We start from the raw sequence: 26,581 nt of genomic DNA on the forward strand, positions 1-26,581 counted from the left end.
TTGCAGAGTCAATGGTTAGAGCAATGCGTTTCTACCTCGGAGTTTCGGGCTTTTTGCTCGGAGTTCCAAGTTCTGAGGTCGGAACTTCAGGCTTTGAAGGCGGAGTTTCAGGCTTTTTGCTCGACGTTCCGGGTGTTGAAGGCGGAGTTTCAGGCTTTGAAGGCGGAGTTCCAGGTGTTGAAGGCGGAGTTTCGGGCTTTTTGCTTGGAATGCCGAGATTGGAAGGCGGAGTGTCGAGATCTGAACTCGGAGTTTCGGGCTTGGAACTGCAATGATGAGGAAATTTTCTTGAAGGGTCGGGGAAGAGGCGCGATCGTTCTGTATAAAGGAGAGAACCCTCTACAGCAGTGCTGCTCAAGTTATGTGGACACCCGATCCAATCTTGCTAGAAGTCATTAAGAAGCTGACTAGTTTAGTGATCGACACGGTTTGGAAGCAATCGGGCGAGAAAATTACAGAACAGCTTCAGAAGCAAGTTGGAAACGCAATAGAAAAGTATGTTCGCACTTATGAAGAACGCCATTGCACGCTGAAATACGCGTGCTTGCGGATGGATGATTCGCTGCGGCTCGAAGAAATCTATACCGATGTGCAGGTTTTGGAACCACGCGAGCTTCGGTACTTCCAAAGCAACGAAAATTTAGAAGACCTGTTTCGCGAACTGGGGCGAGGCTTTCAGTTTGAAAAGACCACGCGCCAAGCTGGAATTGCAGTCGCGAATCAGTTTCCTCGGTTGGTCGTGTTGGGCAGTCCGGGAATTGGCAAATCGACGTTTCTGAAAAAGGTCGGACTCGAAGCGCTAAAGTGGGAAACATCGGGCTATCGCCATGAAGTGATCCCAGTGCTTTTGGAGCTAAAGCGGTTTGATGCGAGTCAGACTGATATTGAGAAATTTATTGCAGCAGAGTTTGAAGAGTGTGGATTTCCCGAAGCGGCAACGTTTACACAGCGGATGTTAGCGGCAGGAAAGCTGCTCGTTTTGCTGGATGGGTTGGATGAAGTGACATCGCATCACGTCGATCGAGCGATCGTGCAGATTGGAAATCTAGTCGATCGCTATGATGAAAATCGCTTTATTACGTCGTGTCGGATTGCGGCATACAAAGGGGGATTTCCACGATTTAAAGATGTGACGATGGCGAATTTTGATGATCGCCAGATTAAAACGTTTATTGATCGCTGGTTTCATCGCGAACCGAAGTTGGCGGATCAGTGTTGGGAGACCTTAAAAAGCCCAGAGTACGCGGCTGCAAAGGAATTAGGGCAAACGCCACTGCTATTAACGCTGCTTTGTGCAGTGTATAGCGAGTCGCTAACCTTTCCAAAGCGACGGGCAACACTTTACGGGGAAGCGCTGGAAGTCTGGCTGAAGAATTGGGCGACAGAACGACGGGTGCATCGCGATCCGATTTATCGCGATTTATGTTTAGAAGATGAACAGATTCTATTGTCGGAGATCGCTTATAAAAGCTTGTCTGAGCAGCAGCTATTCTTCTCGAAAAAAGAGCTAACCAAGCAAATCAAAGCCTTTCTCACAAGCACTCTGAATGCACCAAAGCATCTCGATGCAGAAGCCGTTCTGAAGGCGATTCAAATTCAGCAAGGCATTTTAGTAGAGCGGGCGAGAAATCAGTACTCGTTCTCGCATTTGACTTTTCAGGAGTATCTCACGGCACAATACATTGTGGAAGAAGGATTACTGGAAGAACTTGTAAAACAACATTTGACTTCTCGCTCTTGGCGAGAAGTTTTTCTGCTCGTTTCAGGTTCGCTGAGAAGTGCAGATCAATTGCTAGTGCTTATGGCACGTGAAACTAGGAAGTTAGTGGGTTCAGAAAATCTATATGGTCTAGTACTTGGGTCAAGTTTAATCGCAGCTGATTCTGAAGATAACTACAATTCTGCTTCTAACCGTGCTGTAGCTATTTTCATTGCTCTTTCACATGATAAAACTTATCATCAAAATCTTGCTCTTAAGTTAGTATCTGCACTTGATAGTTCTCGAAAGCTAGGTCGTCTTTTCAAGTTTGTAGACGAATTAGCTGGGCATTTTATTATTTATCGTTCTGTTGTTCCTACTTCTACTAGTGAAACCTCCTTTCAAGCACTTCTTGAAACTGTTTATATGCTTGCTGAAGAAATTGAAAAAGCGAAGGTCTTTCGCAAATCAGATAGTTCAATTTTATTTGAACAGCTAAGAATTTTGAAGGATATAATTCCGGACGATAGATTTACTAAACAAAAATCTATTGAAGAATATTCAGAAATCACTGAAATCATTTTGCAGAGTTGGTGCAACTATCTTTGCTTAGCACCAGAATGGGTTGATTTGCCTCAGCGCGAGGTCTTCTCTCTAAGAGATTACCTTTATGCCAATGAATTAATAGTGCAGTGCAGAGATGCTGGGCGTGTGTCGCCGCAGGTGTGGAATGCGATCGAGTCTCGGATGCTAACCATGCGCGATGATTAGAGTAGTTGCGATTTTGAGCTTAAACCATGAGCGAAGTTGTATTTCTAATTGAAGATGCACCCGAAGGTGGCTACATCGCCCGTGCCCTAGGAGAATCCATTTTTACAGAAGCAGATGATCTCGATCGCCTGCGAGAAGAAATTCGAGATGCCGTCAGATGCCATTTCCCCAACGAGCAAACACGCCCAAAATTGATCCGTCTCCACTTTATTCGAGATGAGGTCATTGCCTCATGAAGCTCCCGCGAGATCTTTCTGGAAAAGAACTGGCGAAACTTCTAGAAAGATTTGATCACACAATCAATCATCAAACCGGAAGCCACTTGCGATTATCCACCAGTTTTAACGGTGAACATCATATTACTGTTCCAAACCACGATGCTCTTAAAGTTGGGACACTTGCTACAATTCTCAAAAAAGATGTAGCAGAACACGTTGCCTTAAGTCACGATGAATTACTCATAGCTCTATTTCGGAAATGAAATTAGCGAATCTCAGTCTGTCAACAAATGACGATTAGCTAAGACGGCAAGCAAAAAATTAGGACTCACAATAGAAATCACGATCGCAGTTAGAAGCGAGAAAACCGTGACACGATCGCAGACCTTACCCACCCGTTTACTAAGCATGAGCCGCGATTGCAGTGAGCCGCGATCGCGATATCAAAACCTGATCAATACCGAACTGCAAAGCGTTATCAAAGGTGTCCTTCACTCCTTTCCTGTTTGCGCTCCTGAAGCTTAAGCAAAATCTCTGCATGAATTTCTTTCGTAATTGGGTAGAGATATGCCAAGACCAAGCCAATCAGCAGCACCACCAACGGAGCCGGACCCACCAACACCCGAATTGCCCAAAGTGCCGACGCAGGCTGAATCGGCGCAGGTTGCCCACCACCACTTTCAATAAATCCAGACTGTTGTAGCACCCAACCCACAATAAACAGACCAAGCGCCAGAGCCACCTTCTGCAACAGCACCATAAACCCGTAAAACACTCCTTCGCGCCGCTGTCCAGTTTGCAATTCATCTAGCTCAATCACATCTGGGATCATCGACCACGGAACTAAATATGCAGTCGAGACTCCAAAGCCTGCCAACACAGCTAAGGCATACATCCAGCCAATCTGTCCGGGCTGCAACGTAAATAGCCCAATCTCAGCAATAATCCAGACCGTCATTCCCATGAAGTAGACAGCCTTCTTACCAACTCGTTTGCTGACTGCGCTCCAGACAAACAGCATAATTAATGCCGTCACCTGAACAGCAATCACCACCTGGGTAAAATCAGCGTCATTCAAGCCCATCCAGTTTTTGACAAAATACGGAATCACCGAAACCGTATTCTGAACCGCAAGCCAAGAGCAGAGGTAGATTCCAATAACGTACAAGAATGGTTTGTTAGAAAACGCAATTTTGAGTTGCTCAAGATAAGGCAAAGATTCCTCAGTCGCCACCGCTTGGCGTTGCTGCTCTGTTTCCCGAACCCGTTTGCGCGTTCCCCACACACACCAATACAACGGCAATACAGAGATAACCGCACAAACTGCACCGAGCATCCAATACTGCTTGATCGGATCGTTCTTAAATGCACCAAAGATCACGAGTGCTAATACAAGAGAGAGAATGCTGCCGCCAATAGAGAAAGCGAAGCGATAGCTATTAAGACTGGTGCGCTCATCGTAATCTTGCGTGAGTTCAGGAGTTAGAGCGGTATATGGCAGGTTGACCGCCGTATAGAAGCTATTGAAAATAATCGAGATTGCCACGTAGTACCAGAACAATCCCCACTGATCGAGATCAGGGACAATCCACTGCAAGAAAAAGAAAATACCGAATGGAATTGCCCCAAACAGCATCCACGGATGGCGACGCCCCCATCTGCTGCGAGTGCGATCGCTCATCATGCCCACGATCGGATCGTTGATCGCATCCCAGATCTTGCTGATCAGTAGAATGCTACCTGCAATGCCAGGTTTGAGGTTGGCAACATTCGTGAAGAAGATCAGTAGAAAGACCCCTAAAATATTTGCTGTAATGGCAGGGCCCAAATCCCCTGCGCCATACGCCAATTTTGTACTAAAGCTTAATTTTTCGCTCTTTGCACCGGGTTGATCGGCAGAATTATTCATAACAGGAGTCGTAGAAACCGGGTTATCAGTTGTATTATCTTCCTCAGTTTTGTTTCTGATCACGCAGTTCGTTCTAAATCTTATTTATCTTTAGCTGTCACAATGCCCGAACTTTTCGTTAGTTGGTCTGATTACCACGAAACCATTGAGAAACTTGCGGCTCAGATCTACCGTTCTGGCTGGGAGTTTGATCAAATTGTCTGTTTGGCTAAGGGAGGGCTACGAGTTGGAGACGTGTTGGCACGGATTTACGGTGTGCCGTTGGCGATCTTATCGACCTCATCGTATCGGGGTGGCAGCCGTGGGCGGAGTGCGCTGGTGTTTTCGCGCGAACTGTCAATGACAACGCTAAATTTAGGAGCGCGGGTCTTGCTCGTCGATGATCTCGTCGATTCGGGCGTGACGTTGCAAAAGACGATTCCTTGGCTCAAGCATCAATATGGTGTTTACGTTGAGGAAGTTAAGACAGCAGTGCTGTGGTATAAGCAATGCTCCATCATCAAACCCGACTATTATGTCGAGTATTTGCCAGATAATCCTTGGATTCACCAGCCGTTTGAGAAGTATGAGGAGATGGAGCCGAAAGATTTGGATCAGTCATGGCCGGCTCAAGGTTAAACAGATTTACTCATCAGCGCTACTACCTAAACATCTAGCTCCGAACTAGTTGAAACAAGACCCCTGTAAATATACTTATTAAAATTTCTGAATTATCGCTTTTCTTTACTACTTGTTCAACTTAAGTTCGGCAAATGAAGTGCCAATTCGCTGAAGCTTATGAGTAGTTGCTTTGTCGCGTTCAAATTCCTCAAGCATTAAAGAGAGCTACTAGCGGAGCCTACTGTATTACACCTCTTGCTCCTGCGATTTCCTTAGACGCGCGCATTAACAGTGAGTCCAACTCCCATATGTAGAATAGCGAACTAGGTCTTTATGCACGTATCCTTCATATTGTGACTCATGGCATGTTCTCCTTCTCTAGAGAGATCTGCCAATTGGAAGATGCTCACCCATCAGTTAGAAAATTACAGTTCTTCTTTGATAGTCATTAGAGCCAAGTGACGATCTAATCCGAAAGCCTGTCTTCCCAGCCCTTAATCTTCTTATGAATTTGCTGGACTCTATCAACTCTGACTTCATAACTCTGTAGAGTTTTACGGTAGATAGGTTCTAGGATGCTGCTGTTATTCATGTAATAACACGCTGACTAGCATTTACAGGGTGTTTTTGTAGTTTTCAACCGCTTGGGGTTAGCAAATTGGGGTTAGCAAACTGGTTTTCATCCAACGCTTGGGCAACGCTGCTCAAGATGGGCCTGAGACTTAGCACAGTAGCCGCTCTGCTAAATCCGGATCTTGTGGTGAAGCCCTTCTACTTGTTGCATCAGTCATGAAAGTAGCCTTAGTCCATGACTACCTAACACAAAAAGGTGGCGCAGAGCGAGTGTTCGAGCTACTTTGCAAGCGTTATCCTGATGCAGATGTTTTTACATCCCTTTATGATCCTCAGTCATCGGTTGATTTAGGCAATCGCGTCGTTCACACGACCTATTTGCAGCGACTCCCCCATGCACCCCAGTATTTCAAACTGCTTGCTCCTTTCTATTACTCCGCTTTTCGTTCCTTGGATTTGCGAGACTACGATTTGATCATTAGCAGCACGACTAGTTTTGCGAAGGCAGTGAGAAAGCGCCCAGACGCCAAGCACATTTGTTTCTGCCATAATGTGACACGGTTTCTGTGGGACACCAAGACGTATTTGCGAGAATACAGTGCCTACCGTCGCTTTTATCCGCTTCTAGAAAGCATCTTTCGGTTGATGCGAAAGGCGGATTTTGCCCATGCTCAAGGCCCCGATTTGTATGTCGCAAACTCCAGCACGGTTGCCCGACGGATTGAGCGAATCTACAAGCGCCCAGCGATCGTCATCAACTACCCGATCGATAGTCAGCAGTTCACCTTCTCAGACCAGAAGGAAGATTTTTATCTGGCGTCAGCGCGGCTGCTGAGCTACAAGCGTATTGATGTGATTGTTGAAGCGTTCAACTGGTTGGGCTGGTCGCTGCTGATAACAGGCGACGGCCCTGAGCGGGAAGCCCTGCAAGCACGAGCCATGAAGAACGTGCAGTTTCTAGGACATGTGAGCGATAGCGATCGCAAGTGGCTGCTCGCAAAGTCTCGCTCTGTGATCGTGACCGCTTTAGAAGATTACGGGTTAGTGCCGATTGAGGCAAACGCAAGCGGAACGCCCGTGATCGCCTTTGGTGAAGGCGGTGTGCTAGATACTCAAGTTCCTGGCAAAACCGGGGTCTTCTTCAAATCGCAAACCCCTCACGCCCTCTATCGGGCGCTTTTACAGGCTTGCACTATTAACTGGGACTACCAAACCATTCGGAATCACGCACTCAGCCACTTCTCTGAAGAAGTCTTTTTTCAGTCGGTCGATCGCGTCATTGGGGAGGTATGTAGCACCGGGTAACTGGAGTGATATCGGTCAAGTGATATGGATCAAGGTGTAATTGTCCTGTTTTCGTCATTCAGTCTAGGGAGTAACCAACGTGGCTCAGAGTAATTTAACGTTCTATAACGGAAATCCATCCCCGCCTCAGCAGGTGGAGACCGAACCTGGCTACGGTCATCTGCTAAATGTGCTGGTGCGGCGACGGAACTGGGTGCTAGGAATTCTGATTGCCACGTTAGCAGCAACCGCAGGCGTGACGCTCGTAATGAGACCGACCTACCGCAGCACCATGCAACTGATGGTGGACTCTAACTATCGCACTCGACAAGCATCGCCGGAGAACCCAAGTTTTTCTTACGCTGACCCCAACGTTGAGATTGACAATGCTACACAGCTAAACGTCATGCGAAGCGCTCAACTGCTGCAACGCGCGATCGACAGTCTCAAACCCCGCTACTCAGATTTAACCGTTGAGAAACTCCAGAAGAAGCTAGCCGTCTCCACGATTCAAGAGCAGAAGGGCAACGAGAAGGTCAACACTAGTATTTTTCAAGTAACGTACACCGATAACAATCGTGCCAAGACGCGGGATGTCTTAATGGCACTACAAACGGTGTATGAGCAGTACAACGTGTCTCAACAAAAGCAGCGCTTGACCCGTGGATTGGCCTTTATCAACGAGCAAATTCCGCAGGCTGAAACGCGAGTGAGTCAGGCAGAATCTGCCTTGGAGCGATTTCGGAAGTCGCAAGATCTCATTGATCCAGAACTTCAGTCGAAATCATTGATCGAGTCGCTAGCTGCATTACAGAAAGATCAGCAAACCAACCAAGCAGCCCTAGCGTCGGCTCGAACGCAGTATTTAGCGTTGCAGAGCCAACTGAATCGTGATCCGCGTCAAGCCTCGATCGCGGCTCGGTTAAGTCAATCGTCTCGCTATCAGGCCCTACTGAATGAGATTCAGAAAACCGAAGTCGCATTGGTGCAGCAAAAACTGCGCTTTACGGAGAAAACGCCCTTTGTTCAAACCTTGCTAGAGCAGCGTCAGCAGCAAGCTGTGCTGCTTCGACAAGAAGCGCAGCGAGTGTTAGGGGCAGATGCCGGGGCACTGGCATCGGCTGGCGGAAACCTAGTCTCAATTGGGCAATTGGGAGAAAACGACCTCAAGTTTGCGAGCGGATTAGTCGAAGCTCAGGTGAGCTTTCTTGCCGCTCAAGCTCGCGATCGCACCTTGGCGGTCAACCAAGCTCAACTCAAGGGCGAACTCCAACGCTTTCCAGCACTGCTAGCAGAGTTCAATCGTTTACAGCCAAACGTCAAAATTAACCGTGAAACGCTAGAGCAGTTACTCAAGGCAAAGCAAGAGCTTGGGTTAGAAATCGCTCGTGGAGCCTATGACTGGCAGACTTTAGAGCAGCCGAAGTTGGGCAAGAAAGTGGGTCCTAGCTGGCTGAAAAACCTGTTAGCAGGAGGCGTATTGGGCTTAATGCTAGGCGGCGCTGCCGCGCTGATGCGCGAATCATCCGATGATTCAGTCCGCACCTCAGAAGATCTCACCAAACAGCTACCTGTACCTCTGCTGGGGCTGGTTCCAGAACTGCCATTACCCGAAGTAACGTTAGGATCTCGTAGTCTATCGTTCCGACAATCGGACGTACTCGACCCATCCACGATGCAGGTCTTGCACTGGGCACCGTTCCGAGAATCGTTAGATTTGATTTACAAAAACCTGCAACTAATCACGGACGGTGCACCGATCAATTCGTTGGTGATTACGTCTGCCTTGGCAGGAGAAGGAAAATCAACGGTGGCACTAGGACTAGCGATTAGCGCTGCGCGGCTGCATCAACGAGTGCTGCTGATCGACGCGGATCTGCGTCGTCCGGGACTCCACAAACAGTTAGATTTGCCCAACGAGCAAGGACTTTCGACCCTCCTGATGAGCGATCGCTTCTTAGGCACAAACGCGGTACAAAATGCCAATACTTATAGTGACCTGCCCATATCGGTACTCACAGCTGGCCCAACTCCGACGGATTCTGTCAAACTGCTCAGCTCAAAACGGATGCGCGACTTGATGAGCATGTTTGAGCAGAGCTATGACTTGGTGATTGTAGACGCGCCACCAACTTTGGGGATTGTGGATGCAATTTTGGCAGCATCGTTCTGTGATGGGGCACTGTTGGTAGGTCGAATGGGTCGTGTGACTCGTCACGAGGTCACAGAAGCAGCAAATACGCTGAGCCGTTTAAATCTGCTGGGGATTGTAGCCAATGGAGCAAGTAACCCTAGCAATTATTACTACGATCGCATTGCCTGATCGTCACTCTCGCTAGCTCTTTCTAATCTGCGCGATCGCTCTAAGAGAAATCTGTGAAGTGCGATCGCGCGGTTGTTCTACACAAATTATTTTAAGTCCGTCATTTGAATTATTAAAGCATATCCGTATTCAGATAGATGTCAAGACGTGAATATGGTTATTGTCGCCTATGCAAAAATAGCTGTTTTTTTTAACCTTGAACAGTTTAATTAAGTCGTCAGAATCGCTTTTTAACTCCGCCTTTGTGCTTTAAAGTACACGCAGATTGTTCGTATCTTAGTACTGAAACAATCTGTTTTCTCACTAATCAGATAAATTAATAGCTTAGAAGTTATGAATATGAGTAACCACAGATCTGGATTAATACTTCTAAAGTGCTGACTAGGTTGAAATTCCGCTCCCCAAGGCGCTCCTAGTTCTCGACTATCCGCTCTTGAAAGCAAAGCAATTTTTCATACCTATCCCACTAAGTGATGATTTGGACAACTATCTATATAGGGTGCAATTATTACTACTCAGATTTCAGACAAAGGACTCATTTTGAAATTGAAACGGCTAGACTTAAACTTAAATTAATGAATCTAACTTTCTGAAGAGTCCTTTCCTGATTGACCCTCTATATTAGAGTTACTCAAGGTTATTCGATGATTCAAATGTTATTCAAATGATGGTTAAACGGCTCTAACAATCACCTAAAGTGATCACCTAAGTGTTGGGACAAAATTATGTAGAGGAAATCATCAAATTTCTAGCGTAGTTGGCTTAGTTTTAGTTCGCACGCTTGGCTCTATTTAGTGATTTACAGTCGAATACCCATGACAACTTCTTTCAATCCTCGTGTCGTGCAGGAAGACCGATTTCCTCGTGAGAGGCGGCGAAGTCCTCATTCATCTGCATATGTTCTCTACTGGCGGCAAAAGCAGCTACTGGTGTTGCGGTTTCCTCAAGGGGAAACTGCGAAGCAGCTCCACCCGCTATGCTGTCTTTCCGTGTCTTCAGACCCATTTCAAATTGCTGAGCGTTTGAAGCGTTCACCCGTGCGGTTAGTACGCGTGGACTCCAGCTTGGACGAAGCAGACATCCGGGTGTGGGCAGATGCGTGCGAGGCGGCGAACAAGGCGATTCATCTGCGTCTCCCGACAGCCGCACAGCTTCCTCAGTCTAATCATCTTTGGTGGCTGAAGCGACTGCTGGATTGGGGCATAGCTGCCTTGATGGTAATCCTGCTCAGTCCCGTGATTCTGACCATTATTGTTCTGATGCGCCTTTATACGCCAGGTCCTCTTTTCTTTCAGCAGTGGCGCGTGGGGCAGCGAGGCAAACTGTTTCGGGTGATGAAGTTCCGTACAATGGCTGTGAACGCTGAACAGCATCATCACCAAGTCATGGCAGGTCAAGCCAAAAATTGCTTGCACAAACGCGAAGACGATCCGCGCATCACGCCCTTAGGTCGGTGGCTGCGCCGTTATAGCCTAGACGAACTGCCTCAGTTGTTCAACGTGTTGCGCGGCGAAATGAGCTTGGTCGGACCTCGCCCTTGGGCCCTTTACGATGCCGTTCGGATTCGCCCAGACATGCGATCGCGGCTCAATGCACTTCCCGGAATTACAGGGGCTTGGCAAGTCGAAGCTCGATCAACGCTGCTCGATCTCGATAGCGTCAACCGTCGAGATCTGGAGTATCTTCGCAACTGGTCATTTAGCGGAGATTTGAAAATTCTGCTGCGGACAGTTCCTAAGGTGTTATCTGGATTCGGAGCCTACTAAGTTTAGTACGCTAAGTGATGGACGCACGGTGGCTGTCAATGCGCCTATATTAGGAATGATCTAGTCGCGTATATTCTTATTCTCAGATTGCCCGTTGACCCTAAGAGCTAATAATTAAGAGGTATGCCTGTTCATGCGATCGAAGCTTCCCAATGTGATGAGGAGTGTGTTGAAATCAACTAGCGTTTGGCGAGAAAATCGCCTAATTCTACGAGAGTTTAAACACTTCCCCTGGGTGGTCACCGCAGCAGTTACCTTTGCATTGGCGTCAGCCGCGTTTGAAGGATTTGGATTCGGATTACTGCTAGCGTTTTTGCAAAGTCTGGTGGGAGACCCATCCGCTCTCCCGTTCGAGACGGGAATTGATTGGTTCGATGTGCAGATTCTTGGCATTGATCGCTCTAAAACCGAGCAGCTTTACCGAATTTCTGCTCTGATTCTATCTGCAACCTGGATTCGAGCGGCGTTTAACTACTTAACCCAAATTTATACTGAACTATCCCAGCAAAAGCTGATCGATCGCTTGCGCAAGCAAACGTTTGAGCGTCTGCAAGCGGTAAACCTCAGCTACTTTGGCCAAACTCATTCTGGCGAACTGATCAATACCCTCACCGGAGAAATTGGCAAGATTCAAATCGCCTTTGGATTGTTGGCATACATCGTCACCAAAGGGCTAACGCTACTGGTCTATACCTTCTTGCTGTTTGCCATCTCCTGGAAGTTGACGATTGTATCGGTTGTGCTATTTGGGCTGGTGATTGCTGGGCTAACAAAACTCAACCGACGAGTGCGAGAGAGCAGTTTTGCAGTCACGGCGGCTAGTGGAAAGTTCACCACGATCGCGCTGGAGTTTGTCAACGGAATTCGCACCGTGCAAGCGTTTGCCACCCAGGACTATGAGCGGAAGCGCTTCTATCAAGCGAGTTCTAACGTCTTGAAAACCGGAATGAAAGCGGCGCGACGCTGGGCGATCGTGCGACCCATGGCAGAAGGGTTAGCGACGACTGTTTTGATTAGCATGATCATTCTGGCGATTACGGTGTTTGTTGCGAATGGAACGTTGCAGACGGCTTCTCTCTTAACGTTTCTGTTTCTGTTGTTCCGTTTGGTTCCAGCGTTGCACGAAATCAATGGGAATCGCGCTCAATTAAGCAGTTATAGTGGAGCATTTGCCAATATTAGTGAAGTGCTACGCGAGGATAATAAGCCTTACTTTCAAGATGGCGATCGCGAGTACACGAGCTTGGAGTGGGCGATCGATTTGGTTGCTGTCGAGTTCGGCTACGCACCTGGTCAAGTGGTTTTAAAGGACGTGACCTTGACCATTCCTAAAGGCAAAATGACGGCAATTGTGGGAGGGTCGGGAGCTGGAAAAACAACTCTTGTAGACTTGATTCCCCGATTTTATGATCCCACCCTTGGACAGGTATTGTTTGACGGCGTAGACGTGCGATCGTTTGCGATCAAATCTCTGCGGCGCAAGATGGCGATCGTCAGTCAGGATACGTTTGTGTTCAATGCGTCGGTACGCTACAACATTGCGTATGGACTAGACGACGTGACCGACGAGATGGTTTGGAAAGCTGCTCAGCAAGCTAACGCGCTGGAGTTTATTCTAGATTTGCCAGAGCAGTTTGAAACGCCACTCGGCGATCGCGGAGTTCGGCTTTCTGGAGGACAACGGCAGCGCTTAGCCATCGCCCGCGCCCTCTTGCGCGATCCAGAAATTCTGATTCTCGATGAAGCCACCAGCGCCCTCGATTCTGTCTCGGAGCGGCTGATTCAGGAATCGCTAGAGCAGTTGTCTGAAGGCAGGACGGTGATTGCGATCGCGCATCGACTCTCGACCATTGTCCGGGCAGATAAAGTTGTCGTGCTAGAGCAGGGTCAAATTGCAGAACAGGGAACCTACCAAGAGCTGCTTAACCTCCGGGGTCGGCTGTGGAATTATCATCAGATGCAGCACGAAACGAGGGTTAAGGGTTAAAGATTGAGCGAGGGAGAACTCCCAGTATTGGGACTGCGGACAGGCTAGATTATGCACCTGATTGTTCTAGAAAATGAGCTAACGTCGCTGCGCGGCGGACAAGAATTAAACTTGTTTGAGGTTTGCCAAGGATTAGCGCATCGCGGGCATTCTATCAGTTTGCTCTACCTAGAAGCGGGCAATTTGCTGGAGCCATATCGCCGCTTTTGCGATCGCATGATCAAAATTCGTTCTTTTGGATTTGATCGGCGTAGCCTGAAAGATACGCTTAAGTTTCTTCCAAGTTTGGTTCAAGCGTTGTCCATCTCTACATCATCTGATAGCGTTGTCTTTAGCAATGACTATCATTTTTCATTGTTTGGCTATGCGCTTTCGCAGTTCCGCAACCTTCCTTATTTGTGTTATCTACAAATTCCACCGTGTGATTTCAACCGACAGCGAAAACTAGGCTTGAGCGGTGTGGATCGCTTCATTGCTGTTTCTCACCAAACCAAACGCGACTGGGTAGAGGCGGGCTATTGCCCAGATCAAATCGATGTAGTTCATAACGGAGTTGCGCTCGAAAAATTTCAGTTAAAGATCGATAACGGTGCGTTGCGGCATCAATGGGGAATTGCAGAACACACCAAACTCATTTCCTATGTTGGCAGAATCGATACGGAGAAGGGCTTGGAAACGCTGATCAACGCGATCGCCATTCTGCGCGAGCAGGGAACCGATGTTCACGTCTGCCTAGCGGGTAAGCCTGTAGTGCATTACAGCCATTCCAAGGGGCAACTGTGCGAGCAAGAAGGCATGAAGTATCAGCGATCACTCGAAGCGTTGGCGCAACAACTGGGAGTCAGCGATCGGATCACCTTTTTAGGACATCTCGCCAATCCGGTTTCGCTCTATCAAGCGAGCGACGTTACCGTATTACCAAGCGTGTGGTCAGAGCCGTTTGGACGCAGCTTGATCGAGTCTCTCGCCTGTGGAACCCCAGTTGTGGCTAGCCGAATTGGTGGCATTCCCGAAGTGTTGACGGGTGAGTTTGCGGCGCATTTGTTTGAACCAGGCGACGCCAAAGATTTGGCGATTCGGTTTGCCCAAGTGTTGGACTGGCGCGATCGCGACCCCCAACTGCGCGATCGCGCCCGCCATCACGTCGTCAAGCATTTTAGTCATACCAGTATGATCGAGGGAGTGGAACGATCCATTCTCAAAACGGTTCCGTTCGGTCAGGCAAGTACCCGCATTCGTCAGGCATCACCATGAATCGTCCTCGCATTCTTTCTGTGATCGAAGCCTATATTGGACATCAAACCTATGGATGTCTGATGCGCGAGTATTTTCAGCAGGTGGAGTCCTGTGCGGTTGACTTCTACTGGTTTAACGAAGAGCGGGAACTGCATACTCGCATTTTGAACCGCTTGCTGAGCTACTATTCATCCAATCGATGGGTGCAGCAAAATAATGTCGATCTGCATTTGTTTCGATTTCAGATTGGCTTTGCTTACATGGCGCGCCGTTTGGTGATCCGAAAGTTAGCGCAAGCTCAATATTCCGCTCTGCATTTTCACACGCAGCCCTTGGCGTTTTTCTGCCTCGATCTGATGCGAGAACTACCGGCGATCGTCAGTCTCGATCGCACTACCGTGCAAGCGGCTAGAGAGCGCACTAGCGCTTTGTTCTACTGGACGTTTCAACCCAACATTAGGTTAGAAAAAAAAGTATTTGAAGCCGCTCAGAGCATTGTTAGCTTTTCAGAATCTGCTCGTCGCTCTGTGATTGAGGACTATGGAATTAAACCAGACAAAGTAGATTTGGTTTACCCTGGTGTGAATGTTAAGCACATCACGCCGTGTCGTCAAACGGTTACTGATTCTCAAACGCCATGCAATATTTTATTTATAGGAGGCGATTTTGAGCGCAAAGGAGGATACGACGTTTTAGAAGTGTTCTTGAAACATTTTTCAAATCAAGCTAAGCTGCATCTTGTGACTCAAGCGTCGATCACTTGCAGTCACACGAATGTTCACATTTATACCAACATCAAAGCATACACCGCTGAATGGCTAGAGCTTTATCAGCAGGCAGATCTATTCGTCATGCCAACCTATTCTGAGCCGTTTGGATGGGTGTTTATTGAGGCGATGGCGGCAGGCTTGCCCATCGTGGCTACTCGCTTAAATGCGATTCCTGAAATCGTTGCCGAAGAGGAGACAGGATTATTGATTGAACCGGGCGATCGCACCGCGTTAGCCGATGGCATGAGACGATTGCTCCACAATCCTGATCTGAGACGAACTATGGGTGCAAAAGGGCGGCTGGTTGCAGAGCAGAAGTTCAATTACCGAACCCACTTTGAGCAGCTTGAACGGTTATTTAACACCGCCGTTCGCAAAACTGCGTTGAACAAAGACCGCTTAACATCAGATGTAGCCCCACGATGAAAACATTGTTTACCTGTCAGTATCCGTTTGATCCAAACTCAGGAGCCGCAGGCGTAACATGGCGGTTGGGGCAAGAATTTAAACAGTTAGGGCACGAGGTTGAGTTCTATTCGCTAAACGATTTACCTAAGTTGCATCCGTTGTTGAAGTTTATGTCGTTTCCAGCGTTTGTGGCGCGTCACATTTCACGACAGCTTCAGCACAACCCCATTGATGTAATTGACACTTGCACAGGCGATGCCTGGATCTGGGCAACGCTGATGCAAAGATTTCACCAAACATCTCAGCCACGACCACTGCTCGTCGCGCGATCTCATGGACTCGAACACATTCAGCATCTAGATTTTTTAGAAGAAGCTAGGCGCGGCAACCTAGAGCTAGGCTGGAAATACTCAATGTATCGCGGCAGTGTTCGTTTATGGGAAGCCGCCACCTCCATGCGCTGCGCCGATCTAGTCTTGTTGCTCAATCAGCGCGATCGCGACTATGCCGTTGAGCAATTAGGCGTTCATCCCGATCGCGCTCACATTGTTGCCAATGGCATTTCAGATACGATGCTGAATCTGCCCTTTGAGCCAACGCCCGCCGCCGGGGAACCACTGCGAATCGCGCAAGTCAGCAGCTATATTATTCGCAAAGGCATTCAGTACGGCACGCCTGCACTCAATGCAATTCTCAGCCGTTATCCCCACGTCGAACTCAGTTTACTCGGAACCGAATGTCCAGCTCAGCAGGTCTACGCTGATTTTGCGCCCGAGGTGCGCGATCGCGTTAAGGTTATTCCCTACTACGTCAACGACACCTTGCCTAACCTGCTCAAAGGACATCACATCAAATTCTTCCCGACCGTCTCAGAAGGATTTGGCATTGCCTTAGTTGAAGCGATGGCGTGTGGACTCGCCCCAATTACAACCAATACTCCAGGGCCACTGGGAATCGTTCAAGATGGGGAGGATGCCCTCGTGGTTCCCGTAGGCGATCAGGCCGCGCTAGAAAAAGCGTTAGAAAGACTGATTCACGATCGCGCCTTACTCGATCGGTTGCGCCACAGTGCTTATCGAACAGCACAACGGTTTGGTTGGTCACACATTGCCCAAGACAACCTGCGCTACTACGAAAAAGCTGAGGCCAGCAAACGCTAGATCGCGACGAAGATTCTTTACTCTACTGGCTATTGCCTATGTCTACGTCTCAACCCGTTTCTAACACCAAACTGTTTCAGCCTGCGATCGCGTGGCTTGTGATCCTCGGGTTTTCCTTGTTTGTCACAATGGGAATTGCCTTGAGCTTTGGCAGACTTTTAGTGCTGGCCTATCCAGTCGCTTGCTTTGGGGTGGGAGCATTTCTCTATTTTCGATATCCCGTTTTGTATGTGGGGTTTACCTGGTGGATCTGGTTTCTCACTGCATTTTTGCGGCGCGTCATCGAAATGCCGATCGGACTCAGTGATCCCAGTCCCGTCCTCCTCGCGCCCTTTTTCGTCACGATTATTTCTGGCATCACGCTAGCTCGCCAACTGCCCGTGGCGCTCTACGGCAACGGGCTCCCGTTTATCTTGTGCATCGCTAGCGTTCTCTACGGTGCCTTTATTGGAGTTGTAGGGCTTTCCGCTAAATCTGTCATCGTTGCCCTCTTGAACTGGTTGCCCCCGATCCTGTTTGGGTTTCACTTATTTGCAAACTGGCGGCAATTTCCAGCCTATCGCCAAATCACCCAGCGCGTTTTTGTCTGGGGCGTTCTGGTGATGGGACTGTATGGAGTCGTGCAGTTTCTGATCGCGCCGCCGTGGGATCGGTTTTGGCTGCAAAACATTCCCGATCAGTCGTTCGGAACTCCTACTCCATTTGGCATTCGAGTATTTAGCACGATGCAATCGCCGCAGCCGTTCGCGGCAACAATGGTCGCTGGATTATTTCTCCTATTTGCCGCCAAAACTCCCCTCAAATTTCCAGCCTCCGCCGTCGGATATTTGGCGTTACTCCTGTCGTTAGCGCGGTCTGCTTGGCTCAGTTGGTTTGTTGGCATTTTGGTGCTTCTACCGTCACTCAAGCCAAAATTGCAAATGCGGTTAGTCACGACGTTGCTGGCCATGATGTTAATTGTGTTGCCCTTGGCGACAATTGAACCATTCTCAACCGTAATTGCGTCTCGAATTCAAACGTTTGGATCAGGGGGAGATGATATTAGTGTGGCTGAGCGACAAGACGGCTATAACAGGCTTTTAAGCCAAGCGCTGGCAGAAGTGAAAGGGCAAGGACTGGGGTACGAGATCGAAGATGTTTCGATTGGTAGTAACGATAGTGGCGTGCTGACGATGTTGCTGAATCTAGGTTGGGTGGGAACGTTGCCCTATGTCGGCGGCTTGCTCTTGTTAATCATCAGCATTTTGCAGAGCCGAGAGGCAACGTTTGATCCAGTGGTGAGCGCGGCACGGGCGATCGCGATCGCGACGTTCTCGCAGTTTAGTCTGAACAATGTGATGTTATCTTCGTTTGGCATGGTGCTTTGGGGGTTCATTGGGTTATCGATCGCAGCCCGTGTGTATTACGCTCAGCAATATCAAGCCGCTCAGCAGCATTTATCAGAACGCATCAATCCGTTTAATGGATAGCGATGCTTCAGAGCGCGGCAGCGGCATTGAGATCGAAGATGCATAGATCTAAAGACATAGGTGATCGAAATTGCGTGGGCACGGCTCTAAAGGAAGCGCAGCATAGGGAGTGCCCTCATTTTCACTCCACCGTTCAGGTATCAATTCAGACATCACGAAGATTATTTCTGTCTTTTGATTATTTCCTAGTGCTAACCCTCTATATATAGTGAATTTTCAGCAACTCGCCGCCCAGATTAATTATTTCCAGATCAATTATTTAATGCGTCTATGCAATACTCAAATCGTAAAAAAGTAGGTTTAGACATCGCTGACAAAGAGCAAATCGAGATTCAGTTTTGGCAACATTCTCCGATTGAGAATCCAGAATCTGAGGCGGTTGAGAACTTGGTTAACAAATTCTGTGAAGCCAAGGTTTTGCTAGAGAAACTAGACTATCATCGCGCTCTGTTTGAGCAGGCAAGCTCAATTTTAGAGCTGGGAGCGGGTCAAGGTTGGGCGTCGTGTTTGGTCAAGCGGCAGTTTGGCGGAAAGCAACTGATCGCAACCGATATTAGTCCCTATGCGATCGCGTCTGCTCACAAGTGGGAACACATTTTTCAAACTCGGCTCGATCAGACGACTCATTGTCGCTCTTACGAAATTCCAATGGAAGATGCGAGCGTTGATTTGATCTTCTGTTTCGAGGCGGCGCATCATTTTGTCAAGCATCGACAGACGCTTGCCGAAGTCCAGCGAGTGCTAAAGAAAGGCGGTGTCTGTCTATATCTGCATGAGCCGGTCTGCCGCTCGTTTATTCACCCGTTGGCGTATGCACGAGTCAATAGTAAGCGTCCTGAAGTGCCAGAAGATGTTTTGATTTATCCCAAGATTAAGGAACTGGCGACAGAAGCAGGGCTAAAAACTGAGATTCGATTTGATCCGACTGTCACTAATCGAGGATTGAACCAAACTGTCTATTTTGCGGTGCTAAGTGCTGTTCCTGGGTTGCGCTATCTTCTGCCTTGCAGTGCAGATTTTATCTTCACAAAATAGCTTGAGCGGCATGAGAGACGCCTTGCGGTAACGATTCGCAACCAGGAAGGCTACCCCTCCTTAGCTAGAGGTGAGACTCAGAAAGGTAACTTACGATCGCGCCAATCTTGCCCTCTTCAGCCTGCAATCAAAATCATGAGTGATGTTGGATTCATCTGGACTGAAAATCTGATCTTTTTTGCGATCGCAACGTCCTTTCTCGCGTTTCTGACGTGGGTTTGGCGTCACACAAAACCGTTTGAGATTCCGCTTCCTTTACCGACTTGGCTCAAGGTTTGGTTTTTCACGGTTCAAGTGTTTGGGGTATTAGTTCCCATTGGAATTAGTGTTTGGGCTGGATTTTCATCGGCAGATGCACCTGTGTTGCCGATTCTGTTGTCGTATCTGTTGATGTTAGGATTACAGATTGTTACTGAAATTGTTCTCCTGCGCCAGTTTCGGACAGTTGCCTGGATCGCGATTCCCTATTTATATCTGCCCTACCGAGTTTGGCAACTATATCAAGGCATCGGTGCAACTTCCATAGAAGATTTAGGATGGTTTCGGAATCTTTTGTTGCTCGAAATTGGAATTTGGATTGTGAATTACAGCTTCAATTTAATCCAACTTCCTCGGCTGCTGCGATGGGATCAGGAGGGACGTGTTGAAGAACGAGAGCTGGCAAGTACTCGTTAGTTTGAAGATGGGCTTATTGGTTTGAAGATAGGGGCAAAAAGGTCAGGACTGACACATTGGCAGCGAGACGCTTTTGTGCCAGTGAACTTCGTTTAAGTGACTTTGTGTAAGTCCTGATGGTTCTGCCCTCAACGTGCGAGAAGGCAGAACCCTTGTACAGAAGTGCAGCGTAGAAAAATTACAGCGTGCTGAACGCTTTTGCTGCCGCTGCAACCCCTGCACCTGGACTAAAGCTCTCGTAACCCAACTCTTGGAGCGTCACTTCTAAGGCCCCGATCGCGCTCAAAATATCTCGGTCTGCCACAAAACCCAGATGCCCAATGCGGAAGATCTTTCCTTTAAGATGATCTTGTCCGCCCGCTAAGGCAATATCAAACCGCTTCCGCATAATCGAGCGGATTTGCTCAGCCTCTACCCGATCTGGCGCAACGGCCGTGATCGCCGGACTAGAACATTCGTCGGCAGTAAACAGCGGCAAACCCAATGCCGCGATCGCGGCGCGAGTTGCCTTCGACTGCCGATGATGCCGCGCAAAGATATTCTCCAATCCTTCCGCTTTCATCATCCGCAATGCCGCTTGCAGAGCAAAGAACATATTAATGGCAGGCGTAAATGGGGTCGTATCTTTAGCCGCAGATTTGCGATACTTGCCCAAATCCAAATAATACCGGGGCAGTTTAGCGGTCTTATACGCTTCCCACGCCTTGGCGCTGACGCTCACAAATCCCAATCCGGGCGGAATCATGTAGCCTTTCTGAGAACCCGACCCGACGACATCCAAGCCCCACTCGTCAACCGGAACGTTCGTTGCGCCCAAACTAGTTACTGTATCCACCATGATCAACGCTTCTCCATGCGCTTTGACATGGCGGTTAATCGTTTCTAGATCGTTAATTACCCCTGCCGACGTTTCGCTGTGAGTGATAATCACCGCTTTGATTTGCTTGTCGCGATCGCTCTCTAATTTCTCGCGAAACTGTTCGGGATCGAGGGGCTTTCCCCATTCGGCAGTAATTCGTTCTGCTTGCACGCCATAGGCGTCGCACACTTCTGCCCAGCGGTCGCCAAACTTACCATTACAGCCAACCAGCACGCGATCGCCCGCACTCAGAAAATTGATAATTCCGGCTTCCATCGCTCCCGTGCCGCTTGCTGCCAAAATCAGCACATCATTCTGCGTCTGGTGCAGCCACTTCAAGTTCTCCACAATTTCAGCTTGAATCTTGCTAAAATCGCCGCTCCGATGCCCGATGGGATGCTTTGCCATTGCTAACAAAACTTGTTCGGGCACGGGCGTTGGACCCGGAATCATCAGCATTAGCTTATCGTCCATGAGAATGCGTCCTTTTTTAGGTACGAAAGTTCAGTTTGTTGTGCATGATCCAGGATTACACAATATCTGAAATTCGTAATTCGTACTTTGTAATTCGTACCCGTCCTCAGGGCGACGAATGGAACATTACGAACCGAATTTTCGATTGCGGCGACGGGCTAGAAAGTCCGGCAAATCAATTTTGAGATCTTCATTAAACGGATTTCGGCGCGGAGTCGATTGAGGTTCCGCTGTCGGCACCTCTTCTAGCGACGCCAAAAACTCCGTTATTTCCTCGGGTAGCGCTGAGCCCTGCTCTTCCAGCCATTTTTTCAGCGCCAGCGCCTGATCCTGAATGTCATAAAACCGATTCTTCCAGTGCTGAACTGCCGTTTCATACTCACTTGCCTGCTGCGCTTGGCTCAAAATTTGTTCCTGCATCTCGGCGGCATACTGTTCTAGTTCAGCGATGCGATGCTGGCTATGTTCGCGATCGCGCTCTAATTCCTGACAGGCCTGCTGCAACATCGCTTGGGTTGTAATCTGCTTGGCAACTTGAACTTCTAATTCTTGAACCTGGTTTTCCAGCTCGACCACTCGCTCTTTTGGCGTGTGACGCAGCCAGTCTTTTGGCGTCAGCCACTCATGAGGCTTTGCTTTTTGCAACCCCCGTGGCTTTGGTTCTGTCTCAGTTGCATTCTTGCCCAGTTGCTCTGGTGCGTCTTCCGGGAGCGGGATGCTACGGGTGCGGAGTCGTTCTAGCTCAAGTTGCTGCGTTTGCGCTAGGGCTTCGGCGGCTCCCAACTGGTCTTGAGTTTGCCGAATCTGCGCTTCTAGCTCAGCTTTTTGACTCTCAAATTGCAGCCGTAACTGATGAATCGCCTGCTCTTGCACATTGGCATACTCTTCTGTCGAAGCCAACTGATGCTCTAAAAAGTTTTGATCGACAATTTGCAGGCGCAACTCATCCAAACTGGCAAGCGACTGATCTAACGCATGTTCTAAATCTCGAATGCGATTAATCTGACGCTGCACACACTCTTGCATCTGCGTCAAATCCCTCGTGTCCTCCGATGTGTTCTCTGGACTGACCTGGGGTTGAACCAGTGCGCTGGCAGGCACAGCTAGTTCGAGGACATCTGCCTCAAACTCAGCCTGCTTTGCATGATTTGGCTCAGCCACTTCGATCGATCCCTCCTCAAAACGATCCTCCCGGACACCCAGCGGAGGACGGTTTCCGCCACCGGAACGTCTTCAGCTTACATGCCTCACGAATTTTTCACCTCCGTGGGAACTTTAATCGCGCCTTCGGGGGCATCGACGCGATTGAGCGACCAGCGATATTCAACTGGGACTCTCAAGCGATCGCAGGTTTCCTCCAAATGCTTTTGCTGAGAAATGGCTTTTCGCAAGGTGACGATCAGTTGCTGAACCTGTTCGCGTTGGTGAGGATGCTGACTGACTGCAAACATCGTTTGGCGCTCCAAGAGTTGCAGCAGTAATTCGTAGTGAATATGCGATGGAAGGGGAATTGGCTCCATGTAACGCTCACCTACCGCGGTAAAGAGTAAAGCTCTAGATTCTAGTATCTAAAGACTAAGTTGACGAAAACAGAATCTTTCTTAAAAATGGCAGACTAACTAGAGGCTGTCTAGCCTCCTAGTGGCTAACTTGAGATAGATAGCGTCATGCGATTAGTTGCCGTAGTGCTTGCCCTGGATCGAATTGCTTAACCAATGACTCTCCTACGAGCACCGCCGTTGCACCTGCTGATTGAACGAGAGAAATGTCTTCGGGGGTATGGATGCCTGACTCACTCACTGCAAGAATACCGCGTTCTGCAAGCTGAGCGCCACGAGCCGTCAAGATTGCCTTAGTGGTGTTGAGGTCAACGGAGAAGTCTTTAAGATTGCGATTGTTAATGCCAATCAGCATTACTCCGTCTAAGCCAAGAACGCGATCGAGTTCGTCAAGCGTATGCACTTCGATTAGCGCCGTCATGCCCAACGTTTTAACAATCTTCAAGAAATACTGCAAATCTTTATCCGGTAAGACTGCTGCAATCAGTAAAACGGCGTCTGCGCCTTGCAACTTTGCCCAATACATTTGATAAGGATAAACGATGAAGTCTTTGCACAACAGCGGGAGATCGACAGCCGCACGAATTTGCGCTAGGTTCTCAAAACTTCCTTGAAAGAATTTTTTATCGGTCAAGACAGACAGACAGGTTGCCCCGCCAGAAGCATAAGCCTTAGCGATCGCAACTGGATCAAAATCGTCTCGAATTACGCCTTTGCTGGGAGATGCCTTTTTGACTTCTGCAATCACGGCGGGGTTGGTTTTACCGTTTTGCAAAGCCGCTAAGAAGTCATGCGGCACAGAGTTGCTTTCTGCAACCTGTTTCTGCAATTCGATCAGGGGTATCTTGTCCCGCATCTGAGTCACTTCGACTTCTTTTTGCCAAACAATCTCCTCCAGAATATTTTGAGGTTGATTTTCCGGCGCGTTGACCTGGTATCGTAACTCCTGCACCGCGATCGCAGGATTGGGACGGCGACGACGAATTTCCATGTTGCACAAGGGTAAAAGGGTTGAGAGGATGAGGTTAAGGCGATTGATACGCCCTCACCCTAGCCCTCTCCCTAGGGAGAGGGAACAAGATGGGGAAGAGGGGTTGGGGGTGAGGGCAAAACGCGTTAGTGAACGGCTGCCCGCTTATAAGCTTCATCTAGAATTTCGGACAACGTCGGATGGGTGTGAACCGAGAATGCGAGCGACTTTACTGATTGACGATTGGCGATCGCATTTGCAGCTTCTTGGATTAAATCCGCCGCGTGAAGTCCGATGATGTGAGTGCCGAGAACTTCGCCTGTATCTTTGCGATAAACAACTTTAGCGATTCCTTCCGATTCTCCTTCTGCGATCGCTTTAGCATTGCCCTTAAAGTAGGTTCGCACCGCCGCCACCTCGAAACCTTCTGCCTGTCCTAATTCCTTGGCTTGAGGCTCGGTTAAGCCAACAAAGCTGATCTCTGGATGGGTAAACGCGGCAGCGGGAATGCTGCGATAGTCCATGCTGCGATCGCGTCCGCAAATATTTTCGATCGCCGCAATGCCTTGAGCTGACGCCGCATGAGCCAACATCATTTTCCCGGTCGCGTCCCCAATTGCCCACAAGTGAGGCACAGGTTCGCCACCAGATAGTACCTCCATGCGATCGTTTACTGGAATAAAGCCGCGTCGATCCAATTCCACACTGACAGATTCCAGTCCTAAATCTTTAGCAAAGGGAATTCGACCCGTTGCGATCAGACAGGCATCTACTTCTAGCGTTTCCAGCGGCTCTTTGGTTTTGGCATCAACCAGTTCGATCACAACGGGCGAGCCGGGCGTTACTTTTGCTGCTAACACGCCTGCTTTGGTTTCGATGTCACGAGGCGTCACCAAGATCCGCTGTGCCAGTTTCGCAATGTCAGGATCAAATCCTGGCATGAGTTGATCGAGCGCTTCGATCATTGTCACTTCGCAGCCAAGCGCCGTGTAGACATCCGCAAATTCCAACCCGATATAGCCGCTACCGACGATCGCAACCCACGGCGGCAGCGACTCTAACTTAATCGCATCGTCGCTGGTGAATACGGTTTTGCCGTCTGTCTCAGCCCCAGGTGGCACAAACGGCACTGATCCCGGAGCGAGAATAATATCTTTTGCTGTAACCGTTTTTTCTCCTTCTGGCGTGGAGATGCTGAGCTTCTGCGATCCTGAAACTCTTGCCCAGCCCCGAATTACATCAACGTTGAGCCGCTTTAAGCTGTTGGTGAGGCCGTCCTGTTGCTTCTGCACAATTCCAGCCGCATGATCTGCGATCGCTTGGCGGTCAAATCCGACCGAACCGACTTCAATCCCTAGCGACTTGAGATGGTGGGCATTTCGCAATTCTCGCACCCGCCCCGATGCTGCCAGCAACGCTTTTGACGGAATGCAGCCGCGGTTGACGCAGGTTCCGCCCATATCTGCCGCTTCGACGATCGCGGTCTTGAGTCCACAATCCACGGCATGGAGTGCTGCACCGTGTCCACCAACGCCTGCACCAACAATTACCAAATCATAATCAAAATCGTTAGCCACATCGCCCTCCTGGTGGTTATTGCCCTATCTATTGTCAACTGCCAGGGGTAAATTCGACAACACAGATTCTTTTGGGCATGGCACTTCAAGAGGAGTTTGATCAACCTGACGATCATGAAATGAGACGATTGTGACAGGAGTGGGCATTCTAATCAGAGCGGAGAATCCGTGGAACCTATAGTTAGGTAGTTAGAGTTAATCTACTCAGATTGAATAAATCTGTTGACTCAAGGCGATTACAAGGCGAGCTTACGGCTCAGTCCATTCAGTAAGAGTTAGGCATTATGGAACAGCAAGAACTGCGACGTGCGGCAGCTAAAGCATTTATGGAATCACTCGATAAGCTGCAAGAAACGCTATCTGAGTCTGAAGCCAAGACGAAGGCTCAAGCCACGGCTGCACCAGCAAGGCCAGAGCTTGAGGAATTTGAGCAAGCGGTGGCGGACATCGAGCAGTTTATGCAGTCTAGGGGAGAATCAGCCTGATCGCTGTCGTTTTGCTTCGTAAAGCATAAGCGCTGCCGCGATCGCCACATTGAGCGATTCCACTCCTGGGCTTAACGGAATAGTCACTTGAGCATCTGCAAGCTCATTCAGGGGATGAGACAACCCGGCTCCTTCGTTTCCCATCAAAATCAGACTTGGTTTTCTAAAATCGACTTCCCAGTATGTCTGCGCTGCAGTTGGAACAGTCGCGATGATCTGCATTCCCTGTTTTTTAGCGTTAAGAATTTCTGTCTTCAAATTGGAGCTAACGCCCATCGGCAGCCGGAACCATTGCCCCGCGGATGCTCTTAGCACTTTCGGATTGTCCAAATCCACGCTATCTGCGCTGAGCAAAAGTCCTTCTACTCCTGCCGCCGCCGCCGTCCGAATCATTGTGCCAAGATTGCCAGGGTCTTGAATTGTTTCAAGAACAAGTCCGAAGCTTTTAAGGGCCAATGGCTGAGAATAAATGCGTTCTGCGGTGGCAACAATGCCATCAGGTTCAACGGTCGTTGCGATCGCTTTTACCACTTCAGGACTGGCTATTTCTAGCCGCTGAGAGCGATTCTGAAGCTGCTGCCACAATGAAGGGTGTTGAGCCTGCCATATTTCTGTACAGCAAACGGTCATCAGGGGCAACCCGACGGCGCAGGCCTCCTCAACTAAATGCGTTCCTTCCAACAGAAAAAGCTGCTGTTCGCGTCGTTCTTTAGCGCGGTGCAGCTTGCGCAATTGTTTAACTAACGGATTTTGAAGACTAGTGAGCATGATTGT

23 protein-coding genes are annotated in these 26,581 nt (G+C 48.9%); 16 read left to right on the top strand and 7 right to left on the bottom strand.

Features of this window, described 5'->3' with window-relative positions; all coding sequences use genetic code 11:
- Positions 1–23: 23 nt before the first annotated feature.
- The 4 genes from AC5I6P_RS28095 (at position 24) to AC5I6P_RS28110 (ending at position 2,951) form a co-directional block, all read left to right on the top strand.
- Positions 24–275 (top strand): hypothetical protein, encoded by a 252-nt coding sequence (locus tag AC5I6P_RS28095; RefSeq protein ID WP_495697083.1) that lies wholly within the window; start codon positions 24–26, stop codon positions 273–275.
- Between the two features lie 86 nt (positions 276–361).
- Positions 362–2,470, top strand: a complete 2,109-nt coding sequence (locus AC5I6P_RS28100; RefSeq protein WP_495697084.1) for an NACHT domain-containing protein — start codon at positions 362–364, stop codon at positions 2,468–2,470.
- 26 nt (positions 2,471–2,496) lie between these two features.
- On the top strand, positions 2,497–2,706 hold the full coding sequence (locus tag AC5I6P_RS28105; protein WP_495697085.1) for a 2-oxoisovalerate dehydrogenase: 210 nt from the start codon (positions 2,497–2,499) through the stop codon (positions 2,704–2,706).
- Positions 2,703–2,951, top strand: a complete 249-nt coding sequence (locus tag AC5I6P_RS28110) for a type II toxin-antitoxin system HicA family toxin (RefSeq protein WP_495697086.1) — start codon at positions 2,703–2,705, stop codon at positions 2,949–2,951. The genes AC5I6P_RS28105 and AC5I6P_RS28110 overlap by 4 nt, the downstream gene beginning before the upstream one ends.
- A 215-nt stretch (positions 2,952–3,166) precedes the next feature.
- Here the strand turns inward: AC5I6P_RS28110 and AC5I6P_RS28115 are convergent, their stop codons facing one another.
- A complete protein-coding gene (locus AC5I6P_RS28115; RefSeq protein WP_495697087.1) occupies positions 3,167–4,597 on the bottom strand; it encodes an MFS transporter in 1,431 nt (476 codons plus the stop codon).
- 102 nt (positions 4,598–4,699) lie between these two features.
- Between AC5I6P_RS28115 and AC5I6P_RS28120 the strand changes: the two genes are divergently transcribed.
- The 11 genes from AC5I6P_RS28120 to AC5I6P_RS28170 all read left to right on the top strand — a co-directional run bounded on the left by AC5I6P_RS28120 (position 4,700) and on the right by AC5I6P_RS28170 (position 19,883).
- Entirely contained in the window at positions 4,700–5,215 is a 516-nt protein-coding gene (locus tag AC5I6P_RS28120; protein ID WP_495697088.1) for a phosphoribosyltransferase, read from the top strand.
- A gap of 771 nt (positions 5,216–5,986) precedes the next feature.
- On the top strand, positions 5,987–7,075 hold the full coding sequence (locus AC5I6P_RS28125; RefSeq protein ID WP_495697089.1) for a glycosyltransferase: 1,089 nt from the start codon (positions 5,987–5,989) through the stop codon (positions 7,073–7,075).
- Positions 7,076–7,154: 79 nt separating this feature from the next.
- The gene (locus tag AC5I6P_RS28130) at positions 7,155–9,377 is read left to right on the top strand and encodes a GumC family protein (RefSeq protein WP_495697090.1); all 2,223 of its coding nucleotides are present in this window, start codon (positions 7,155–7,157) and stop codon (positions 9,375–9,377) included.
- Between the two features lie 815 nt (positions 9,378–10,192).
- Positions 10,193–11,143, top strand: a complete 951-nt coding sequence (gene hepC, locus AC5I6P_RS28135; RefSeq protein ID WP_495697091.1) for a heterocyst development glycosyltransferase HepC — start codon at positions 10,193–10,195, stop codon at positions 11,141–11,143.
- 133 nt (positions 11,144–11,276) lie between these two features.
- Complete coding sequence (gene hepA, locus AC5I6P_RS28140; protein ID WP_495697092.1) at positions 11,277–13,130, top strand: heterocyst formation ABC transporter subunit HepA; 1,854 nt, start codon at positions 11,277–11,279, stop codon at positions 13,128–13,130.
- Positions 13,131–13,181: 51 nt separating this feature from the next.
- Complete coding sequence (locus tag AC5I6P_RS28145; RefSeq protein WP_495697093.1) at positions 13,182–14,384, top strand: glycosyltransferase family 4 protein; 1,203 nt, start codon at positions 13,182–13,184, stop codon at positions 14,382–14,384.
- A complete protein-coding gene (locus tag AC5I6P_RS28150; protein ID WP_495697094.1) occupies positions 14,381–15,562 on the top strand; it encodes a glycosyltransferase family 4 protein in 1,182 nt (393 codons plus the stop codon). The genes AC5I6P_RS28145 and AC5I6P_RS28150 overlap by 4 nt, the downstream gene beginning before the upstream one ends.
- A complete protein-coding gene (locus AC5I6P_RS28155) occupies positions 15,559–16,704 on the top strand; it encodes a glycosyltransferase family 4 protein (RefSeq protein ID WP_495697095.1) in 1,146 nt (381 codons plus the stop codon). Before AC5I6P_RS28150 ends, AC5I6P_RS28155 begins: the two co-directional genes overlap by 4 nt.
- Before the next feature lie 38 nt (positions 16,705–16,742).
- Positions 16,743–18,173 (top strand): O-antigen ligase domain-containing protein, encoded by a 1,431-nt coding sequence (locus AC5I6P_RS28160; RefSeq protein ID WP_495697096.1) that lies wholly within the window; start codon positions 16,743–16,745, stop codon positions 18,171–18,173.
- A 270-nt stretch (positions 18,174–18,443) separates the two neighbouring features.
- Positions 18,444–19,208, top strand: coding sequence for a class I SAM-dependent methyltransferase (locus AC5I6P_RS28165; protein ID WP_495697097.1), 765 nt, complete (start codon positions 18,444–18,446; stop codon positions 19,206–19,208).
- Between the two features lie 135 nt (positions 19,209–19,343).
- Entirely contained in the window at positions 19,344–19,883 is a 540-nt protein-coding gene (locus tag AC5I6P_RS28170) for a hypothetical protein (RefSeq protein WP_495697098.1), read from the top strand.
- Positions 19,884–20,061: 178 nt separating this feature from the next.
- On the opposite strand, the gene AC5I6P_RS28175 is transcribed toward AC5I6P_RS28170, so the two are convergent.
- From AC5I6P_RS28175 to lpdA, 5 genes are all read right to left on the bottom strand, one after another.
- Positions 20,062–21,216 (bottom strand): pyridoxal-phosphate-dependent aminotransferase family protein, encoded by a 1,155-nt coding sequence (locus AC5I6P_RS28175; RefSeq protein WP_495697099.1) that lies wholly within the window; start codon positions 21,214–21,216, stop codon positions 20,062–20,064.
- Positions 21,217–21,342: 126 nt separating this feature from the next.
- Positions 21,343–22,377, bottom strand: a complete 1,035-nt coding sequence (locus AC5I6P_RS28180) for a hypothetical protein (protein WP_495697100.1) — start codon at positions 22,375–22,377, stop codon at positions 21,343–21,345.
- Positions 22,378–22,463: 86 nt separating this feature from the next.
- A complete protein-coding gene (locus AC5I6P_RS28185; RefSeq protein ID WP_495697101.1) occupies positions 22,464–22,736 on the bottom strand; it encodes a DUF5340 domain-containing protein in 273 nt (90 codons plus the stop codon).
- A gap of 145 nt (positions 22,737–22,881) precedes the next feature.
- Positions 22,882–23,766, bottom strand: coding sequence for an indole-3-glycerol phosphate synthase TrpC (gene trpC, locus AC5I6P_RS28190; RefSeq protein ID WP_495697102.1), 885 nt, complete (start codon positions 23,764–23,766; stop codon positions 22,882–22,884).
- 125 nt (positions 23,767–23,891) lie between these two features.
- Positions 23,892–25,322, bottom strand: a complete 1,431-nt coding sequence (gene lpdA, locus AC5I6P_RS28195; RefSeq protein WP_495697103.1) for a dihydrolipoyl dehydrogenase — start codon at positions 25,320–25,322, stop codon at positions 23,892–23,894.
- Positions 25,323–25,606: 284 nt separating this feature from the next.
- Between lpdA and AC5I6P_RS28200 the strand changes: the two genes are divergently transcribed.
- Positions 25,607–25,807, top strand: coding sequence for a hypothetical protein (locus AC5I6P_RS28200; RefSeq protein WP_495697104.1), 201 nt, complete (start codon positions 25,607–25,609; stop codon positions 25,805–25,807).
- On the opposite strand, the gene AC5I6P_RS28205 is transcribed toward AC5I6P_RS28200, so the two are convergent.
- Entirely contained in the window at positions 25,799–26,575 is a 777-nt protein-coding gene (locus AC5I6P_RS28205) for a TrmH family RNA methyltransferase (protein WP_495697105.1), read from the bottom strand. The two genes, AC5I6P_RS28200 and AC5I6P_RS28205, sit on opposite strands and share 9 nt — an antisense overlap.
- Positions 26,576–26,581 lie beyond the last annotated feature (6 nt).

This window comes from Myxacorys sp., from assembly GCF_059501405.1.

Bases quoted from the DNA above. Each gene is read 5' to 3' on its own strand.
- AC5I6P_RS28095 (WP_495697083.1), top strand. From the start codon at position 24: ATGCGTTTCTACCTCGGAGTTTCGGGCTTTTTGCTCGGAGTTCCAAGT.
- AC5I6P_RS28100 (WP_495697084.1), top strand. From the start codon at position 362: ATGTGGACACCCGATCCAATCTTGCTAGAAGTCATTAAGAAGCTGACT.
- AC5I6P_RS28105 (WP_495697085.1), top strand. From the start codon at position 2,497: ATGAGCGAAGTTGTATTTCTAATTGAAGATGCACCCGAAGGTGGCTAC.
- AC5I6P_RS28110 (WP_495697086.1), top strand. From the start codon at position 2,703: ATGAAGCTCCCGCGAGATCTTTCTGGAAAAGAACTGGCGAAACTTCTA.
- AC5I6P_RS28115 (WP_495697087.1), bottom strand. From the start codon at position 4,597: ATGAATAATTCTGCCGATCAACCCGGTGCAAAGAGCGAAAAATTAAGC.
- AC5I6P_RS28120 (WP_495697088.1), top strand. From the start codon at position 4,700: ATGCCCGAACTTTTCGTTAGTTGGTCTGATTACCACGAAACCATTGAG.
- AC5I6P_RS28125 (WP_495697089.1), top strand. From the start codon at position 5,987: ATGAAAGTAGCCTTAGTCCATGACTACCTAACACAAAAAGGTGGCGCA.
- hepC (WP_495697091.1), top strand. From the start codon at position 10,193: ATGACAACTTCTTTCAATCCTCGTGTCGTGCAGGAAGACCGATTTCCT.
- hepA (WP_495697092.1), top strand. From the start codon at position 11,277: ATGCGATCGAAGCTTCCCAATGTGATGAGGAGTGTGTTGAAATCAACT.
- AC5I6P_RS28145 (WP_495697093.1), top strand. From the start codon at position 13,182: ATGCACCTGATTGTTCTAGAAAATGAGCTAACGTCGCTGCGCGGCGGA.
- AC5I6P_RS28150 (WP_495697094.1), top strand. From the start codon at position 14,381: ATGAATCGTCCTCGCATTCTTTCTGTGATCGAAGCCTATATTGGACAT.
- AC5I6P_RS28155 (WP_495697095.1), top strand. From the start codon at position 15,559: ATGAAAACATTGTTTACCTGTCAGTATCCGTTTGATCCAAACTCAGGA.
- AC5I6P_RS28160 (WP_495697096.1), top strand. From the start codon at position 16,743: ATGTCTACGTCTCAACCCGTTTCTAACACCAAACTGTTTCAGCCTGCG.
- AC5I6P_RS28165 (WP_495697097.1), top strand. From the start codon at position 18,444: ATGCAATACTCAAATCGTAAAAAAGTAGGTTTAGACATCGCTGACAAA.
- AC5I6P_RS28170 (WP_495697098.1), top strand. From the start codon at position 19,344: ATGAGTGATGTTGGATTCATCTGGACTGAAAATCTGATCTTTTTTGCG.
- AC5I6P_RS28175 (WP_495697099.1), bottom strand. From the start codon at position 21,216: ATGGACGATAAGCTAATGCTGATGATTCCGGGTCCAACGCCCGTGCCC.
- AC5I6P_RS28185 (WP_495697101.1), bottom strand. From the start codon at position 22,736: ATGGAGCCAATTCCCCTTCCATCGCATATTCACTACGAATTACTGCTG.
- trpC (WP_495697102.1), bottom strand. From the start codon at position 23,766: ATGGAAATTCGTCGTCGCCGTCCCAATCCTGCGATCGCGGTGCAGGAG.
- AC5I6P_RS28200 (WP_495697104.1), top strand. From the start codon at position 25,607: ATGGAACAGCAAGAACTGCGACGTGCGGCAGCTAAAGCATTTATGGAA.
- AC5I6P_RS28205 (WP_495697105.1), bottom strand. From the start codon at position 26,575: ATGCTCACTAGTCTTCAAAATCCGTTAGTTAAACAATTGCGCAAGCTG.